The following is a 17788-nucleotide window of genomic DNA, read 5'->3' on the forward strand; positions in this document are numbered from 1 at the left end:
CCATTATAAGCAAAAAAGTTTTAAATTAAAAAATTTATTATGGTGCATCGCCGGATTTCCGCTCCGATCCCTGTCGCTATTAGTAGTTCTATGTTTTTCGTTTGTTCTTAAGTTCTTTCTGAGATAAGGTCAAGGCGCTGGAGGGCGGGATAATTGTAGGAATTCCTACATGGATTTAGGAAGAAGGATTTCGTTGACGGAGAAAGGATTTTGTGATACGGGGAATGAGCTCTCCCACAAGCCACTCCCCCCAATCCCAATGCAGGGTGGGGGCCGTTTTTAAAAAATGCTTTCGATCATACTGAACGAGTACCCAAAGCGGCTCACTCCTATTGTCGCCGCGAAGACGCAAAGGTTAAGTTCGCACAGAGGGCACTGAGATCACAGAGGATTAATAACGTACCAAAAACTCTGTGTGCTTTGTGCTCTCCGTGCGAAAATAATGAATAGGCTGAATTCATGAGTTCTATAGAATTTAAGAAATGATAATTAGCTCTGAACATAGACCTTGGCCAGTTCCGAAGAAAAACTGGAGAATGAAACAGATCTGGCATGATCTATTATTCATTCATTGGCCTTTGCCAATTTCTATGATCCGTCCTTTTATTCCTAAACGTTTGGAAATCGATACTTTCGAAAAGCAAACTTGGATTGGAGTAGTTCCATTTCATATGAGTGGGATCCGAATGAGAGGATTGCCTGTCATGCCAATCGCTTCCCGTTTTCCAGAAATCAATGTTAGAGTATACGTTACTTTAGATGGAAAACCCGGAGTATATTTTTTCAGTTTGGATGCAGAGAGTTGGTTAGCAGTAAAAGTTGCAAGGACCTTCTATCATCTTCCTTATTATTTGGCGAATTTCGAAGTTACCGAAAAGGAAAATAGGATTTCGTATCAGTCCCAAAGGACTTCTTCTAATGGTAGATTTTGTTTTCAGGCAGAATATGGACCGACTTCGGATGTCTTTCAGGCTAAGAAGGGAAGTCTGGATTATTGGTTAACTGAAAGATATTGTTTGTATGCTAATAATAAAAATTCTTTATATAGATGCGAAATTTTGCATGAGCCTTGGCCTTTACAAAAAGCGGATGCAAATATTATACGGAATACAATGGCTGATCTGGATGGGATACGACTTCCCGATATAAAGCCAATATATCATTTTTCTAAAAAAATAGAAGTATTGACCTGGGGTTTAGAAAAAGTTTAAGAAAGAATTCTATTTCTAAATTCTATCCAATCTTCCATAAGCCGATCCGAAAAATCAGTATCCTTATACTTCTCGTAAAACTGCTTTTCGCCCAAATCCAAAAATGTTCCTGGGAAAATTTTTCCACCTAGTTTGTTTTGAGCGGAAAGTTTACGGAACGTATTTGCGAGGTCATAAGGTCTGTCCGGTTCCAGATCGGAGAGGCATTCCGCTTTCATCCAGGAAAGCCCCAAATAAAAATAACCTCCCGCTTCGAATTGGACCAAATTGTCCTTTAGGCTTAATCCTGTATAGTTTGCATTTTCGGGAATTTTAGCTAAATATAATATACAATCGAATTTTTTTTGTTCTTCCGGATCCGGCCAAGGATTAAATCCAGATTCCGGAAAGAGAATAAAATCGGGATTTAAGACTAAAAAATGATCCTGCAAATCCCAAAATCTTTCGATTCCTGTTCGGATTCCCCCTCCGGTCCCCAAAATTTCAGGCGTTTCTGAAGAGAAATGCAGTTGGAAATCATTAAAACCTCTTAACTCTTCTTGTATTTTTTCGCCGAGATAGTGTAGGTTAAGGATTCCGTCGTTTATCCCCCAGGACTTGGCATGAAATAAGGAATAGTATATGAGAGGTATATTATTTATTTTTAAAATAGGTTTGGGAGAATCTTTGGTCCATTCTCCCATTCTCGTTCCGAAACCCGCACATGGAAAAAATGCCTTCATTCTAAAGTTTTTCCAAGAATAGATTATTGCCGGCTAATTCTTTTTTTAATAGATGAAAGAATAAAAACAGTTGATCAGGAAAAAGTCCCACTTGCACTATTTCTAATAGGTTGTCTAAACAGTTAAGAACACTTTGTCTGTACTTGTCCTGTTTTTTCTCCGCTACCAACATAAAATAAGATCCGAGTGCTTTGTAGGATCTTTGCAAACATTGCAAATAATAACATTCTTTAGGTTTGGAAAATCTATTATTGCTGAGTTTTAGAAAGAGTAGAAAAAGTCCCTGCCTCATAGCGAATGGGATCGGTCTATAAGCATCGTACAATAGACTGGAAAGATCGTAAAATGGAGTTCCCATTCTTGCATCCTGGAAATCAATCAATGTCAATTCCCCGGAAGGGGAGAGCATAATGTTCCGAGCATGAAAGTCCCGATGACAGAATACTTTGTCTTTATATTCTGCTAAAAACCCCGAAGATTCTTCCAGAAAAAAAACCACTTCCGGTCTGAGTTTGGTCTTAAGATTAAACATCTCAGCGAAATTTGTATATGAAGAAAACGTAAACTTATTTTCGAAATTCAATTTTTCGTAATCAAATTCACGAGTGGAGACGGGAGGTTCAGGTCTGGTTTTTTGGAGAGAGACAAGCAATTCCAAAGATTTTACTAAAAGATTTCTATATTCCGCATCATCTTGGACGGAACTTAGATCGGAATCTCCTTCGTCGGAAAGGAGCATTAGTTTATTGAACACATCAGTCTTGTATATTTTAGGGACTTTGAAGTTATGGTGTTCTAAAAAATGGCCCACCTCTTGAAAGTCATGTTGAAAGACTTGGTCCTTACACAGGATCTTTGTTGTTCCGTCAGGATACTTTGCACGATAATATCTACGTGCGGAAGCTTCTGGATTGAGTAAGTCTATTTTTTCTGGAAACTTTCCATCGATTGAGAGGAAGCGAAAATCTATCTCACTTAAAACTTCGTTCATAGCCGCGTATGGCTAGTTCTACAATTTGTCCGGAAAGACCAAGCGGAATTCGGTGCCTTTTTCCGGCTCTGAATCGATTTCTATTCTGATCCCGAATACGTCAGCGATCTCCTTTGCCACAAACATTCCTAGACCAGTACCTTGGCCGGTTTTTTTTGTAGTGAAGTAAGGTTGGAAGATCTTGTTTAAAATATCTTTGCTCATCCCGACCCCATTATCTCGGATCTTTACCATAGGATGATGACTTTTTTCTCCCACGGAGATTTCTATCCTTCCTTTGTTATCTGTCGCATCCGCGGAATTTAAAAAGATATTAGAAAATAATAGGCTCAATTGATCCGCATTAGAATACACAGATGTTTTGTCCGGACTCCTATTAAATACAATCTCGCAATATTTTAAACGAGTGGTCTTTCTAAAAACTTCTATGACGGATTCTACTACTTCGTTTAGATCTAAGGTTTCTTTGTCTCTGCCTGAATCTCCGGGTTTTCCTAACTGAAGCAGGTTGAAAGTCAGGTTTTTTAATTTTGTGATCTGGTTCCAAGTAACCAAAATTGCCTTATCTTTAATAGGCTCATCCGCATCGGGAAGTCTTGCTACTTCTATAAAACCTTGGATAGCCGTAAGTGCGTTATTGATCTCATGACCAATGCTGGATGCAATTGTGGTTAGGAACGCTCTTCTTTCTGCATCGATCAGTTTTTCGGAGATGATATTCTTTTGCGTGATATCTCTTGCGATCCCGGTATAATATGTTTTTCCGTTCAATTCATATCTACATACTGAGATATCAAAATTGAATTTTCCGCCGTCTCTACTCACCAGCTCCGCGTTATGTAATCTGGCGATATTATGATCGGATTTACGGCTCATCAGATGAGCGATCCTTTCCAGATAGGCTTCCGTATTTTCATCGGAAATAAGAAGAGTGATCTTTTGTCCTACAATTTCATTCTCTTCGTATCCGAAATTTCTGATCGTAGCTTCGTTTGCCGCTCGGATAAGAAGATCCTCGTCCAGAGTGATCACACAGTCTCCGGTAGTTTCTAAAATTAAACTATTACGATAATCCAAATCTTTGGATTGTTGTGCCAGATGGGATTTTTCCCTAACTGCTCTTATGATCTTTTTGGATTTTCTATCTCTGTCTTCTTTTTCTTTACGAGCATTTTCTAGTGCAGCCAAGATGTTTTGTCTACTGACTGGTTTAGAAATATAGTCGAACACTCTGTTTCTAAGAGCTTCTTCCGCGGTATGAAGTTGGGGATTGCCTGTGATCAGAATCACAGGGATATTAGAATTATATTTTTTGATTTCTCTAGCGACTTCTATTCCGTCTTTGCCGCCCATGAGAATATCCGAAATTACGATATCTACCGCATAATCTCTTACGATCTTCATTGCGGATTCAAAATCTTCTGCAAGAAATACGTGATAACCTTCTCTTGAGATTACACGTTCTAAAGCGGTTCTGATTTCCGCTTCGTCGTCAATGATCAGGACGTTGGGATTTTTTTCCCTTGTCATATATTTTTAAAGAATAAGTTCATCATACCTTTCCTACAGGCACTCGGACAGTGACCTTAGTACCTTGTCCCGGATTGGATTCTAAGTGAATGGTCCCGCCGTGATCGGTGATGATCCGTTGAGAGATTGTCAATCCGAGTCCCGTTCCCTGTTTAGTTCGCCGAGTCGTGTACAGAGGCAAAAAAGCCTTTTCTGCGACTTCAGCGTTCATTCCGGGACCGTTATCTTGAATGGTAAAACTCACCATCTCTCCGTTCAAATATAATTCTTTTCGTGCGGAAACTTGTATCAGCGGAATTACCGGTTTATGTTCCATTTCTGAAATCGCGTTAACTGCGTTCACTAGACAATTGATCAGTACTTGTTCGATTTCCTGCCAAGCGACATGGATCTGTGGAAGTTCCGGGTTAGTAACCCGTTTCAATTCGATTCCATTCTTTTTACAACTCACCTCGATGAGTTCACAAGCTCTTAAAAGAATAAAATAAGGAGAAACTAATTCTTTTTTTCTCGGGGCTCTTCTTCCCAGATCTAAGAGGCCTTTGATCAGATCTCTGATACGTAAGGCCGCACCTTCTACCCTCTTATACACTTTTTTTCTTTCGATAGGATCCGGATCCTCATGTTCCAAAAGATCTTCTAGATATAATAGACTAGATTGAAGAGGATTATTCACCTCGTGAGCGATACCCGCTGCGATCTCCCCGATTGATGCGAATTTTGCCGTTTCATACAACTGTCTGTCTAAGATCTTGGTCTGGGTCACGTCGGAGAAGATCAACATTGCAGCTACAGGAAGATCTTGGTATTTTTTGAGCGGAAGGAACTTTATAGAAAAATAATTTTCTTCTTCTCCCAATAATACCATAGAGAAGTCGAAATATGCCGCTCTTTGCGTGCGAATACATTCTTCTAATTTGACAAAGATCCCTTTTTGGGCATCTTCCGGGAAAAGGGAAGGGAACTCGTCGTCCACATCCACATTCAAAAATTGGAATAAGAAAAATTTAAGAATCGGCGCTACTTCTAGGACTTTTCCCTGAGGATCCAATATTACGATCCCATTATTCATGGAGGCGAATAAATTCCTGAGTTTCATTTCGGAAGCACGGATTAGCTCTTCATTCTTCTTTTGTTCGGAAATATCTAGAAGAAGTAGGATTGTCCCAATCCTATTCCCATAATCATCTTTCAGGGAAGAAGAAGCTAATAAAAACGGAACCTCATGTCTGCCACGGATTGTGATCCTTGTTTCCGCCCTGGATCCCAAAAGGATCATATCCATAGCTTCAGGTTCTAATTTTAGAAGTTCTCTGACTTGAACTCCTACGATCTCTTCTTTAGAAATTCCTAATAGAGCACTGATATTATTATTAACGTAAGTGATAAATCCTTCGTCATCGGTGGATAAAAGAGGAACTTCTAATGAATTTAAAAGTGCACCTTGGAATTGAAGGATTTTTGCGGTCTCTCTTCTTTGTTTTTCGATCCTCAGATATTGAAGAGAGGAAAGTAGATCCTCCACTATCTCGAAGTAGAGATAATTCTCTCCGGAATCGAATGCCATATTCTCCCGAGAGATGATCTGGATCCCGCCTATTATTTTACCTTCTTCTCGAATGATTAGACTTAAAGACCTTCTGAAATCTTTTGCAACTAATGCTTCTTCCCATTCCGGATACACATTAGAACCGAATTCGTATATATGAAATTGTTCCTTTCCTTCTAGAAGAGTTTCGAAAGGAGATTGGGTTTTTTTTTCTTCCCAAGCGGTTTCTAAATTTTTTCTCCATTTAGAATCCAAGTCTGATTGGATCAGGATTTGATCCGTTCCATCTTCTCTTCTATAAAAACCCCAGACCAAACTATAATGAGGATTTTCTTTTAGAGTATCACAGATCTTTTGGAAGAGTGTACTTTCCGAACTCAAACGAAGAGATCTTAAATTTAGTTTTAAAAGTCTGAGAGTTCTTAAGATACTCTGTAAATAATATAATCTAAGTTCAATTTCTCTGATCTCAGATCTTTGGTAGATATGAAAAATTAAAGGTGAATTCGGAGTTTGGGAGAATGCGTTAATCGTGAAGTCAGCGAGTAGAAGTGTTCCATTCTTTTTTCGTAAATTCCAAAGAAGAGAGATGCCTAATTCTTCCGCCCCATTCCCGTAATTTCCGATGCTGTCCGGACGAGCCAGTAAATTGCTAAGACCAAGTGTTTTGAGTTCCTCAGGATTATAACCCAAGATAGAACATGCCTTTGGATTTGAACCGAGTATACTATAACTCCCAGGTTCTAAGATTAGAATTCCTTCCTGGGCGGGAAAGAAGGCCTTTTCTAATAGTAGAACTAATTCCCGATTCTTCATGAATTGTATATAATATCGGAATTCCGCATCGTAAAATTGATTTGGATTCCTTGCTAGATTCGACTAGAGAGGGAATCATTGACCCAATCTATGGATTTTGTATACGAACTTTTTTTACGAAATTATACCAGGCAAAAAATTCGGTTTATGGAGAAGGAGCTGGGCTTTCAGCGTCTTCATCTTGACCTTGGCGGACATAAAATTTTCTTCTTGAAGAGGCCTTCTGTCAAAGGATCCGACAAAACTTTCTTTTTCGTCCACGGACTTCTGGATTCTGCCACAGGTTTTAGGCGACTGGCTCCATTTTTACGAAATGACTTCAATCTTTTGGTCCCGGATATTCCTGGTTTTGGGTTAAGTCCTCTTCCTAAATTGAAATATTTATACCAGGTCGACATATTTGCGGACCTTCTTTACAATTCGATCCGCAAACTCGCGTTAAACGATGTGGTTCTCGCAGGGCATTCCATGGGATCTCTAATAGCAATGATGATCGCAATCCGCGATTCTGAAAAAGAAAAAAGGATTCAGAGACTTGTGCTGCTCGCTCCGGGCGGAATTCCGCATCCGCAAAGAGACGAAATGAGGAAATTACTTTTTCCTTCCAAAACCGAAGAAATTGAAAGACTTCTTACCGCATTGTATCAGGAGAATGTTCCGGAATTGGGCGGTATCGCTAAAAAAGCTCTGCTCAGTCAGTGGAATAATTTAGCTCATCAGTACTTAACTGAGAATACTCTGGATAGAGAGAAGGAAATTTTCTTAGGTAAAAAACTCTCTGCAGTTTCGCAAAAGACCCTGATCATTTCCGGTATGGAAGATCCGATAACCGATCCTCCTATGGTTAAAAAATTACATTCTTATTTAAAGAAGAGCAAGCTGGTTTGGATCCAAAATGCTAAACACGCTATTCACATGGAAAGACCGAAAGAAGTCGCAGAAAAGATCAACGCTTGGCTTTAATTTAACGGGTCCCCCTAAAATGGGGGAGAGAAGAGCAGCTATCAAACATAAATATTTGATTGGAAATAAATTATTTATTATTAAAGTATAATACTCTTTTTACTTATTTCTCTCTTCGTAAATTCTATCTTTAAAATGGAAAGGACAGACACTCGAATTGGAAAAAAATCATGAAAAATTTCCGATAATTTTCTTTCGAAATAGAATGATCAGCTCTTGATTCGAATCACATTTTATAAAATTAAAAAAAATCTTCCTACCTTCGTCCGAGTTTTTTGAAAAACGAATATAGAAATTAGAATCAAAAAACCATAATACAAGGAGCCAGTTGGCGGATAAAAAATGGAAAAGGTAAAGATCGCTATCGTTGAAGACAATTCCGAGTTTGCTCAAAACTGTGCAAACACTCTATCTGTGATGGAAGAAGTGGACAAGGTGGAAGTATTCTCTTCTACCGAAGATTTATCACAAAATCATCAAAATAAATTTGATCTTGTATTTATGGACGTCGTCCTTCCTGGCAAGTCCGGGATCGATTATATAAAAGAAAGATCCGATCTGGATAACGATCCTAAGTATATTATGTTATCTACGTTAGACACCGATGATGCTTTGATGCAAGCTATGAAAGCCGGTGCAGTAGGATTTGTTTTGAAAAAAGATCTAAAAGACATAAAAGAAGTGGCGAGAATGGTAATGAAAGAAGGCGGAATACTTTCTCCCGGTGCTGCCGCCAAGGTGATCTCTTTTTTTAGAAAACCTTCGACCAAAGAAACCCATTCTTTAACTCCTAGAGAAAAAGAAATATTGAATCATATTGTTAATGGTTATAGAACCAAGGACATAGCGCGTAACTTTGGAACCAAAGAAGGTACTGTTCGGATACAGATCAAAAGTATTTTCAAAAAATTACGTGTGAATTCTAGAGTGGATCTGGTTCGTAAGTATTCTAGGTTTTAAAATTTCACTAATCCAAAGTGTCTAATTTTACTGTGACAATACGCATTAGTTTTTGCGACGCAGAAAGATTAGTTTTATAGGAGCCTGGAATAAAAAATTAGTTAATTTAAAATAATAAGGAAACTTGCTTTCATCGAATTGTTACTAGTGTATGGTATACGACATGATGGAGATCCGAGAAACGGAATGGTCCGAAGCTCTGGCTCGTCTCGCTATAGTAGTATCCACTTATAAACATGTTGGAAGTACTACGGATCAAGTCTTTTTGGCTTGCGAGTCGTTATGGGCGGATTGGGACGGCTTCGAACCTACTGGACCTGATTGGTTACAAGGTTTCGAGGAATCCATGGATGAGGGAGAGATGCAATACGCCGCAAACTCCTTCTCTCAAGTAAGATCCTTATTGAGAGATAAATTAGATCAAGTCAATCATACATTCGAGAATGGAGAAGATTCCGCAATCGGTGGTTTGATCTTGGAATTGTCCGATGGAATATATTCTTTATTAAACGGACCTGAAGAGCCGGATAAAACCGTAGAGTCCATCCTCATAGAAGCAGAAAAACTCTTAGAAATACTTCTAGAATCCAATGATCTCAAATTTCCAGAGGACGAAAATTTATCCTCTATCGATCTGGATCTGGTCTTAGATTTGGGAGAACGAGAAATTTTGAGAGAATTGATCTCTGCTTTTGAATCTGCAGTTGAGTCCAAACAAAACGGAAAGGCTTTGTATCTATTAATGTCCAGGATCTTTATAGTTCACTGGAGTTTTTACAGACTAAAAGTGGCTTGATTAAGAATTTCTAATTTTTCTTCGGCTTTCTTTTTGCTTCCACTGATAGTCGTACTTCTTCCCTTAAACCTTCTGCTTCTTGTTCGGAAATTCCTATTTGCTCGAGCATGAATGTTTCGAATTTTGTTCTCCAATATTCCAGTTCATCTTGCCCATTTAATTTCGGAATGTAAAACGGCTCCGATATATAGAACTCTGCTTTTGAGAATAGTTTTGGAACAGGTGTCCTGTCCCAGCTTTGTACAATCCTAGAATGATCGTATTTAGCGAAGTAGGATACTATTGGAAATCCTGTCATGGATGCCAATTGAATGATACCTGGTTTGAGAGTATAAACCGGTCCGGTAGGGCCGTCAGGAGTGATGAGGCTGATACTTCCTTTTCTCGCATCTTGGACTAATGCCTTTAATGCTGCAGCTCCTCCTCTTTTACTCGAACCTCTTTTGGGCTTCATTCCAAAATGAGCGATCACCCTTGTGACCAATTCCCCGTCTTTGGATTGAGACGCCATAGGAATCACTTCCAAACCATAACGTTTTACATAAAATTTGTATGTGAAATCGATCACGAATGGAATTTGATTATGCCAAAGTGCGAGAACAAATCCTCTTTTCTGCAGAAGTAACTTTTCAGTTATTGGAGAGATATTGATTTTAGTCCAACGAACAGTGATATAAATGATTTTTAATATTATAGTGGCAATAAAGGAGGAAATTGCGATTTTCATGTTCGATTTCTCCCTTGGAAAAAAGGTAATAAAAAAAGCCAGATAGATGATAATGTAAGTCCGATGCTGTCTTTGAAAACTTCGGAATCAAGATCAGGTTTAGGATTATCTAAAAAATTATAAAATCCCCAAACAAAATATCCTATTCCGATAGATTTCCCTAAACCTGCGATTAAAATCCTTCTGCCTGGATCATGAAAGAAAGAATACCATTCCGTGGAATACAAAAGACTCACAGTTAGATAAGTCGGGATCCAAACTTCGGGTTCGGATCTTATATAACTTAAGCCCGCAAATACGATCCAGGTAATTACGGTCAGAAACCTAAAAAAACCGGACAGTTTCTTTTTCATGATCTTATGGGAGAATTTTCCCCGGATTTAATAGATTTTTAGGGTCCAGAGCTTTTTTGATCATTCTCATCACTTCTATTTCGGCTGAAGAACGAGAGAAATGTAAAAAGTCTTTTTTCAAAAGACCGATCCCATGTTCCGCGCTAATGGATCCATGATGTTTTTGTAATAGTTCGAACATGGAAGGATCCACTTTTTTACATTGAGAAAAGAACTCTGCATCGGAAAGATCCTTAGGTTTTACAATGTTTAAGTGAAGATTTCCGTCGCCAATATGACCGAAGAGCGCGATCTCAAAGCCAGGGTATTTAGAAGAAAGTAAAGCCTGCATATCTTCCAAAAACGGATTCATATTCCGAAGCGGTAGAGAGATATCGTTTTTATGAACCGTATAATCGATGGAAATAGATTCGCTGATACCTTCTCTATATTTCCAGAAGGTCTCGGCTTGTCTGGAATTCTGAGCAAGGCTTCCGTCGGACACATAACCCTTCTCCAATATGGTTTCTAGGAAGGAGAATAATTTTTCATCATCCGATTCTTCAGTGATCTCGAATTCCATTAAAACATAGTATGGACTGACTTCCGAAAAAGGATCCGGAACATGTAAATGATCCATCACTTTGTCCAAACAATATTTAGTCAAAAACTCGAACGCCAGGATAGGCAGGGGCATATTATGAGTTTCTTTAAATAATTCTAATATAGAAGAGAAATCTGGAACCGCCGTGAATAGAATACGATTGTCCGCAGGTTTTTTGGTGAGTTTTAAAGTACATTCGGTGATGATCCCTAATGTGCCTTCGGAGCCTATGAACAGATGTTTAAGATCGTAACCAGTATTATTTTTCAGGATTTCTCCGTTAAATTCCAGGATCTCTCCTGTTCCTGTGACTACCTTTAACCCTAATACCCATTGGCGGATCAGTCCATAATGAACTACTCTTACTCCACCTGCGTTAGTCGCAATATTTCCGCCTATATGAGAAGAACCGGTGGCGGCAAAATCCACAGGGAAATAAAAACCTCTTTCTTCTGCTTCTTTATGCAGATTTTTGGTGATCATTCCTGCTTGAACGGTCAAGGAACCGAAGAATGGATCGAAATCCAAAACCTGATCCATCTTGGAGAGAGAGATCACTATCTCTCCTGATTTAGCTACTGCTCCACCTGCGTAACCTGTTCTTCCTCCGGAAGGAACGATCTTGATATCATTCTCGAATGCAAATTTTACGACTTCAGACACCTCTTGGGTGTTTTTAGGGAATGTTAGAATTTCATAATCGGGAACATATACTTTAGTTCTGTCTGTTCCGAAAGAAAGGAACGTGGCCTGATCCATTTGGGTTTCATCTTTGAAAAAAACCCTTTCTTCTCCCAATAGAGATTTGAGTTTGTTTTTATTTTCTTGGCTGATACTCATATTTATTCCGCGAAATTCATTCTTTCAATTTGGCTATCCACAGGCTTTTCGCCTTCTACTCTTTCTCTTTTGCGATAGACCCCTTCCGAAGAAAGTAATCTGGCTTTTACGTTGTCCCTAATCTGAACGTCTAAGATCTTTTTGATCCTATCTTTATTCTTTACATCCAGTATAGGAAATAAGACCTCGATCCTTCTTTCAAAGTTTCTAGGCATACAATCTGCAGAAGCTAGGAAGATACTTTCTTCTCCGCCCGAAAGGAAATAATAGATACGTGTATGTTCTAAAAATCTACCTACGATAGAGATTACTGTGATGTTTTCTGAAATTCCCGGGAGTCCAGGTTTTAAACAGCAGATCCCGCGGATGATCAACTCTATGATCACTCCAGCGCGACTTGCATTATACATTGCTAATATGATATGAGGATCTACCAAACTGTTCATTTTGAAAATGATACGTGCCGGTTTTCCTGCCTTTGCATTCTCGGTCTCTTTTTCTATCAGTGCCAAAAATACGGTTTTTAAGTTATGTGGAGAAGCCGCCAGCTTATTCAAGAAAGGCATCTTTGCATAACTGGTGATCGTGTTAAAGATTGTGGAAACGTCTTCTGTGATTTCTTTGTTAACCGTAAAGAAGCTTAGATCCGTATAATATTTGCTGGTTGTGGAGTTATAATTTCCAGTTCCAAGATGTACATAACGCACTAAGTGTTCTTCTTCTCTTCTTACGATTAGAAGCATCTTACTGTGGATCTTGAGTCCTACTACTCCATATACTACGTGAACCCCTCTCTCTTCCAATTTTTGGGCCCATTTTATGTTTCGCTCTTCGTCAAATCTTGCCTTTAACTCCACAAGTACCGTAACCTGTTTCCCATTCTCGGCAGCCTGTCCTAAGTATTGAATAATAGGAGAATCCCCGCTTGTACGATACAAGGTCATCTTGATTCCTAAAACTTTCGGGTCCTCGCTGGAAATTCTGAGTAGATCCTCGATTGCGCCGAAAGATTGATACGGGTGGTGTAATAATCTGTCTTTCTTTTTGATTGCTTCGAAAATTTTCTCTGGAGACTCGAACTTTAAAGTGGTCTTTTGTTGGAAGAATGGATACTTAAACTTGGAAGTATGCTCCAATCCGTAAAAATACATCGTATCACTAATATTTAATATAGAAGATACGTCGAAAATTTCATGGTCCTGTAGCTCCATGAGATCTTTTAGAGTGTTCCTTACGAAAGAAGAAGTTCCCTCGTAGATGTCCATCCTCACCGCATCTCCCCAGATACGGTTTCGGATCTCTTTTTTCATCGTTATAAGTAGGTCTTTTACGGAAGCTTCTTCGTCTATGGAGATGTCTGCGTCTCTTAGGATCCGGAAAGGATAGACTTCTTTTACAGTCATTCCGTAGAATAGGTCATCCACATGTAATTTGATGATCTCTTCCAGAGGAAAAAATCTTCTGGTTTTTCCTTCTCCCTTAAGTTGTAAGAATCTAGGTAATACGGAAGGTACTTGTACTACCGCGAACAAATCTTTTTTGACCCCTGTTTTTTCATCGTCCGTGGCGAGGACGATTGCTAAATTTAAGGATTTATTAAGTATATGAGGAAATGGGTGAGAAGGATCTATGGAAAGGGGAGTTAGGATAGGAGAAACATCTTCTTTATAATAATGTTTGATATCTTCTATTTCATTTTTATTTAATTCATCCGGATTTAAGATGAGATGGATGCCATTCTCTTTCATCTGTTCCAGAGTTTGGTTCAGGGTTTCGTATTGGACATTTACAAAACTTCTTACCTTATCCGATAAATCCGTTAAGATCTCTGAAGCTCTTTGGCCGTTCAGACTTTTTTCGTCGTTACCTTCCGCTAATATATTTCTCAAACCTGCGACGCGGACCATATAGAACTCGTCCAAGTTCGACTCGGTGATGCATAAAAATTTCAAACGTTCCAGAAGAGGATTTTCAGGATCGTTCGCTTCTTCCAAAACCCGTTTGTTAAAATCTACCCAGGAAAGTTCCCGATCAAAAAAGATATCGGAATTACCGATATGGATCGGTCCCTTGTTTCCATTTCCCCCACTTCCTAAGGTTTGGGTTTCGGGCGATTTTATCTTTTGGGCCACAGATTTTATCCTACTTTCTTCTGGTTTAAAATCGACGGGCCTATAGTCAAGCCTGCTTTTCAGAACGTCAATTCAGGCGATTTATTAACGCGGAATGAGTTTTCCGAGGCCGAGAATTGACAATGTTCAACTAGTTTGTTAGACTGGTTGAATGGCAGCCGCGGACTCAAAAGAATTATCCATCAACGCATTTGAAGCAAAAACAAAGTTCTCTTCTTTATTAAGAGGAGTACAAGCCGGCGAAACATATTTAATTACATTGAGGGGGGAGCCTGTGGCCCGATTATTACCCGTTTTAAAACATACAAGTTACGTGGAATTTTTAGAGACCTTAAGCAGAGCAAAAGATCTCAGAAATAAGATTAAAGGCCCCGTTCCTATTTTAGAATATAAGGAAGAAGGTAGAGAAGTTTGACAGGTCGTCTCGTATTAGACGCGAGCGCAGTTGCAGCAATCTTACTTCCGGATGAGGATTCGGATAAGATTGCGAACTCTATGGTTGAATTCCAAAAAGAAAACCCGAGTTCTCTTTTTATGGTACCTTCTCTCTGGTGGTCCGAAATTACGAATATACTTCTTGTTTCTTTTAGAAGGGGAAGGATTAAGGAGGACGAGTTTCAAACTTGTTTATTTCTAATATCTCGTTTGCCTATCGAAACTGATTTTGCAAAAGGTGTAGGTTACCAAAATGTTTTGATAGGTATCGGAAAAAAGGAAGGTCTTTCTGCTTACGATTCCGCCTATATAGAGTTGGCCGAAAGGAAGAAGGCGGGGCTTCTAACCATCGATAAGAATTTAGATAAAGTCAGAAAGAAGCGGAAGATCCCTAGATAACCCGCTTCTTTCTCATTCTATTAACCGATCAGTTTTCCTGTTTCTCTTTCATCAACCAGATAAGGATTTTGGACTTCCTTTGTTTTGGAGATCCAAACTTTTCCGGTTTTAGGGCAGAGGAAAGAATAGAACTGGAACTTAGGGGCTATTTCTTTTAAAGAAGAACATAACTCCGAATATAAAAATTCCTGCTCTTCTCTCGAACCTGCCTTTTCCAATAACTCGGCGAAGGTCAATGACTTAGCATATTTTACCCTTCTTTCTACTGAACCTTCTTTTGCTCTTAGGATCATTCCAGAGAGTCCTTTAGGATTGGTTCTTTTATCGTCGCTAGACAGTAATTGATCGTGAAATACCGCAAGTCTTTGGAATAATTTCAACTCTGAAGATTCTACAGCTACTGGTGCAGAAACCGAAACCACGGATGCCGCGGCTATGTATGCGAATACGTTGCGCATAAAATTCTCCTATATTATAAAAATTAGATATATGTGGAGAATTTTCTAAATGATGAGTCGGATCGTATACAGATTCGAATCGAAGGCGGAAATATGTAAGGGAGCCTCGGAATCAAAAGTAGAAAGTACGGATTCAGAAAAAGAGAATAGGCCTAAACTTTTCCAGTAGGTCGAAACTGCTTCGGTTTCTACTCTTTCGGATTCTTTTTCCAAAGCGACTAAGACGGAAAGAGCCGAATGAGAAAGTTCAAATTGGAAATTTTGTTTTGAATGTTTTGTTCCGGCAAAAGATAAAACTGTTCCGTTAGCAGAAATAGCGAACGAAAAACAGAATACGATTAATCCAATGAAAGCTCGGGCAAACATTTAAAATTGGACCGGAAATCCCTAAGAAGGGTTTCCTTTTTCTTTCAAAGCAGTATTGAATGTCTTCAAATTTTAATATGTATTGACCGATTTGGATCATTGCTCAAAATTTCAGCATGATAGATCCGGAATACTGTGTCGCTTTGGCAGAATACAATCGTTGGCAAAACGAATCCTTATTAATCGTTTCTGAAAAGTTAAAACCTGGCGAGCTGGAAGAAGACAAAAAGTTATTCTTCGGTTCTATGGCAAAAACCTGGAATCATATAGTTATGATGGACCTCTCTTGGTTGGATAGATTCCATTCTAGGCCCATCCAAAAACTGGATTTTCAAGAGATGCAATTTTCGAATCTGACCGAACTCAAAAAACTCAGAACCGAATTAGATTCGACGATTTCGGAATGGGTAAAAACCATTACCTCAGAGTGGCTAACACAAGATCTGAAATTTTACAGTTACATGTACAAAAAGGAGATCACATTGCCGATCTGGCTTCTGATCACTCATTTTTTCAATCATCAGACACATCATCGCAGCCAAATCTCTACAGCATTATTACAAAGTGGATTGGATTACGGGGTGACAGATATTCCTTGGAATCCTTTCTACCCGAAATCAAGATAATATATTCAGGAAAAAGAATGAAACAGATCCTTACAATTTTTTTAACTTTTATCTCCCTTTTGGTTTGGAACTGCGCTTCTGCAGAAAAAGTAGAACCTCGTAAGATTGAAAAAGTTATGAAGGTCCATGCAGGAGGAGGTCTTCGTTTGAGGATCGCTCCTAATATAGAAGCCAAAAAGATAGATCTGGTGCCTGACGGAGACGTTGTCGAAACCTTTGGCGAGACTGGAGAAGTGGAAATCCAGGACGGTAAACATGGTCGTTGGGTTAAAGTAAAGTGGAAGAAAAAAGACGGATACGTGTTTGGCGGATTTTTAGAATTTATCAACGTCAAATAATTTTATACTTTTTGAATATTCTCCTGCCAAGGAATTCCATTGAGAAGATTAAGAAACCAATTTATAGATATTATATCATTCCAGAACGCTGCCGGATATTTCGCCGCAATTACGTTTTTTGTGAGTTTATTCTCCTTATTAATTGATCCTAAGATCGGTGTGTTGACCCCGGACATGCTTGACGGGGGAAGATGGTGGAACGCAGGGCTATTTGTTTTTCATCTACTTTCTCCCACCGAGATCCAAGCTGGAACTTATATGCCTTGGATTTTTTTGATTTTCTATACTTATCTTGTTTTTTCAGTGGGGAAAATTTTAGAAGAGGACATGGGTTCTCTCCGATTTAACCTATTTTTCTTTTCCTTAATGTTCCTTATTACGATTGGTGGTGTTCTTTCCTTATATTATCCATTGTTTGTGGAAACTAAGATGATCTATGATTGTCTTTTATTGGCTCTTGCAATCAGGATGCCCAATTTGGAATTTTTTATCATTCCAATCCGGATGAAATGGATAGGGATCGCTTTATTTGTTTATCTTTTCTGGGAAAGAGGGGACGAGGTGAGGATGTTCAATTCAAGCCTACCTTGGGCAGGATTATTTTTCGGATTTTCCAGCTTAGTTTTATTTTTTGGCAGGGATATCTTAGGCTCGAAGATCCGGGAGCACAAAACTTCTACTTGGAAGGCCAAACAATCCGAAGTATTGACAATTCATAAATGTTATGTTTGTGGAGCAACTGAGGCTACGGACCCTCAATTGGAATTTCGTTATTGTATAAATTGTGAAGATAAGGAATATTGCGAGAATCATCTTCATAATCATGCACATTCTTAAGAGAACTTAATTTTATCCCTTAAGCAGGATTTTTGCATTCTTGATAAGCCTGTAAATTGCCCAATTTTTTTTAAACCGGATTGACTTTCTTTAGGTAAGATGTGAAATTTTCCGGCACTCCAAAATTCCTCCATTAGGAGGAGGATTTTGTAGGAA

General features: G+C 38.8%; 19 protein-coding genes. 9 read left to right on the forward strand and 10 right to left on the reverse strand.

Features of this window, described 5'->3' with window-relative positions:
- The first annotated feature begins 536 nt into the window (after nt 1–536).
- Entirely contained in the window at nt 537–1211 is a 675-nt protein-coding gene (locus CH365_RS15770; RefSeq protein WP_244283234.1) for a YqjF family protein, read from the forward strand.
- Here CH365_RS15770 and CH365_RS15775 read toward each other — a convergent pair.
- The 4 genes from CH365_RS15775 to CH365_RS15790 are packed head-to-tail and all read right to left on the reverse strand — an operon-like array spanning nt 1208 to nt 6819.
- Nucleotides 1208–1933 (reverse strand): NTP transferase domain-containing protein, encoded by a 726-nt coding sequence (locus CH365_RS15775; RefSeq protein ID WP_100769529.1) that lies wholly within the window; start codon nt 1931–1933, stop codon nt 1208–1210. The genes CH365_RS15770 and CH365_RS15775 overlap by 4 nt on opposite strands.
- 1 nt (nt 1934) lies before the next feature.
- A complete protein-coding gene (locus CH365_RS15780; protein WP_100769530.1) occupies nt 1935–2924 on the reverse strand; it encodes a phosphotransferase in 990 nt (329 codons plus the stop codon).
- A gap of 18 nt (nt 2925–2942) precedes the next feature.
- Nucleotides 2943–4454 (reverse strand): hybrid sensor histidine kinase/response regulator, encoded by a 1512-nt coding sequence (locus CH365_RS15785; RefSeq protein WP_100769531.1) that lies wholly within the window; start codon nt 4452–4454, stop codon nt 2943–2945.
- 22 nt (nt 4455–4476) lie between these two features.
- Nucleotides 4477–6819 carry an ATP-binding protein gene (locus CH365_RS15790; protein WP_100769532.1) on the reverse strand — a complete coding sequence of 781 codons (2343 nt, stop codon included), beginning with the start codon at nt 6817–6819 and terminating at the stop codon, nt 4477–4479.
- 90 nt (nt 6820–6909) lie between these two features.
- Here CH365_RS15790 and CH365_RS15795 point away from each other — a divergent pair, with 90 nt between their 5' ends.
- From CH365_RS15795 to CH365_RS15805, 3 genes are all read left to right on the forward strand, one after another.
- Nucleotides 6910–7782: an alpha/beta fold hydrolase gene (locus tag CH365_RS15795; RefSeq protein ID WP_100769533.1), complete on the forward strand. Its 873-nt coding sequence runs from the start codon at nt 6910–6912 to the stop codon at nt 7780–7782.
- 342 nt (nt 7783–8124) lie between these two features.
- Entirely contained in the window at nt 8125–8742 is a 618-nt protein-coding gene (locus tag CH365_RS15800; protein ID WP_100769534.1) for a response regulator, read from the forward strand.
- 163 nt (nt 8743–8905) lie between these two features.
- Nucleotides 8906–9538: a hypothetical protein gene (locus CH365_RS15805; RefSeq protein WP_100769709.1), complete on the forward strand. Its 633-nt coding sequence runs from the start codon at nt 8906–8908 to the stop codon at nt 9536–9538.
- Between the two features lie 10 nt (nt 9539–9548).
- Here the strand turns inward: CH365_RS15805 and CH365_RS15810 are convergent, their stop codons facing one another.
- Genes CH365_RS15810 through ppk1 form a run of 4 tightly spaced genes read right to left on the reverse strand, consistent with a single transcriptional unit; the run spans nt 9549 to nt 14161 of the window.
- Nucleotides 9549–10265 carry a lysophospholipid acyltransferase family protein gene (locus CH365_RS15810; protein WP_100769535.1) on the reverse strand — a complete coding sequence of 239 codons (717 nt, stop codon included), beginning with the start codon at nt 10263–10265 and terminating at the stop codon, nt 9549–9551.
- On the reverse strand, nt 10262–10618 hold the full coding sequence (locus CH365_RS15815) for a hypothetical protein (protein ID WP_100769536.1): 357 nt from the start codon (nt 10616–10618) through the stop codon (nt 10262–10264). The genes CH365_RS15810 and CH365_RS15815 overlap by 4 nt, the downstream gene beginning before the upstream one ends.
- A 4-nt stretch (nt 10619–10622) precedes the next feature.
- A complete protein-coding gene (locus CH365_RS15820) occupies nt 10623–12041 on the reverse strand; it encodes an FAD-binding oxidoreductase (protein WP_100769537.1) in 1419 nt (472 codons plus the stop codon).
- A 2-nt stretch (nt 12042–12043) separates the two neighbouring features.
- Entirely contained in the window at nt 12044–14161 is a 2118-nt protein-coding gene (gene ppk1 / locus CH365_RS15825; protein WP_244283258.1) for a polyphosphate kinase 1, read from the reverse strand.
- A gap of 163 nt (nt 14162–14324) precedes the next feature.
- Between ppk1 and CH365_RS15830 the strand changes: the two genes are divergently transcribed.
- Both CH365_RS15830 and CH365_RS15835 read left to right on the forward strand, forming a co-directional pair.
- The gene (locus tag CH365_RS15830; protein ID WP_100769539.1) at nt 14325–14588 is read left to right on the forward strand and encodes a type II toxin-antitoxin system Phd/YefM family antitoxin; all 264 of its coding nucleotides are present in this window, start codon (nt 14325–14327) and stop codon (nt 14586–14588) included.
- Nucleotides 14585–15007 (forward strand): type II toxin-antitoxin system VapC family toxin, encoded by a 423-nt coding sequence (locus CH365_RS15835; protein ID WP_100769540.1) that lies wholly within the window; start codon nt 14585–14587, stop codon nt 15005–15007. The genes CH365_RS15830 and CH365_RS15835 overlap by 4 nt, the downstream gene beginning before the upstream one ends.
- Before the next feature lie 20 nt (nt 15008–15027).
- Here CH365_RS15835 and CH365_RS15840 read toward each other — a convergent pair whose 3' ends face one another.
- Complete coding sequence (locus CH365_RS15840) at nt 15028–15465, reverse strand: LIC13259/LIC11441 family protein (protein ID WP_100769541.1); 438 nt, start codon at nt 15463–15465, stop codon at nt 15028–15030.
- Nucleotides 15466–15510: 45 nt separating this feature from the next.
- Nucleotides 15511–15831: a hypothetical protein gene (locus CH365_RS15845; protein WP_100769542.1), complete on the reverse strand. Its 321-nt coding sequence runs from the start codon at nt 15829–15831 to the stop codon at nt 15511–15513.
- 116 nt (nt 15832–15947) lie between these two features.
- Between CH365_RS15845 and CH365_RS15850 the strand changes: the two genes are divergently transcribed.
- From CH365_RS15850 to CH365_RS15860, 3 genes are read left to right on the forward strand one after another with little or no spacing between them, the layout of a single operon-like run.
- Nucleotides 15948–16457: a DinB family protein gene (locus tag CH365_RS15850; protein ID WP_100769543.1), complete on the forward strand. Its 510-nt coding sequence runs from the start codon at nt 15948–15950 to the stop codon at nt 16455–16457.
- Between the two features lie 17 nt (nt 16458–16474).
- Nucleotides 16475–16795, forward strand: coding sequence for an SH3 domain-containing protein (locus tag CH365_RS15855; RefSeq protein ID WP_100769544.1), 321 nt, complete (start codon nt 16475–16477; stop codon nt 16793–16795).
- A gap of 39 nt (nt 16796–16834) precedes the next feature.
- Nucleotides 16835–17632: a hypothetical protein gene (locus tag CH365_RS15860; RefSeq protein WP_100769545.1), complete on the forward strand. Its 798-nt coding sequence runs from the start codon at nt 16835–16837 to the stop codon at nt 17630–17632.
- Nucleotides 17633–17788: the final 156 nt, after the last annotated feature.

This window comes from Leptospira neocaledonica, assembly GCF_002812205.1.
Taxonomy (GTDB): domain Bacteria; phylum Spirochaetota; class Leptospiria; order Leptospirales; family Leptospiraceae; genus Leptospira_B; species Leptospira_B neocaledonica.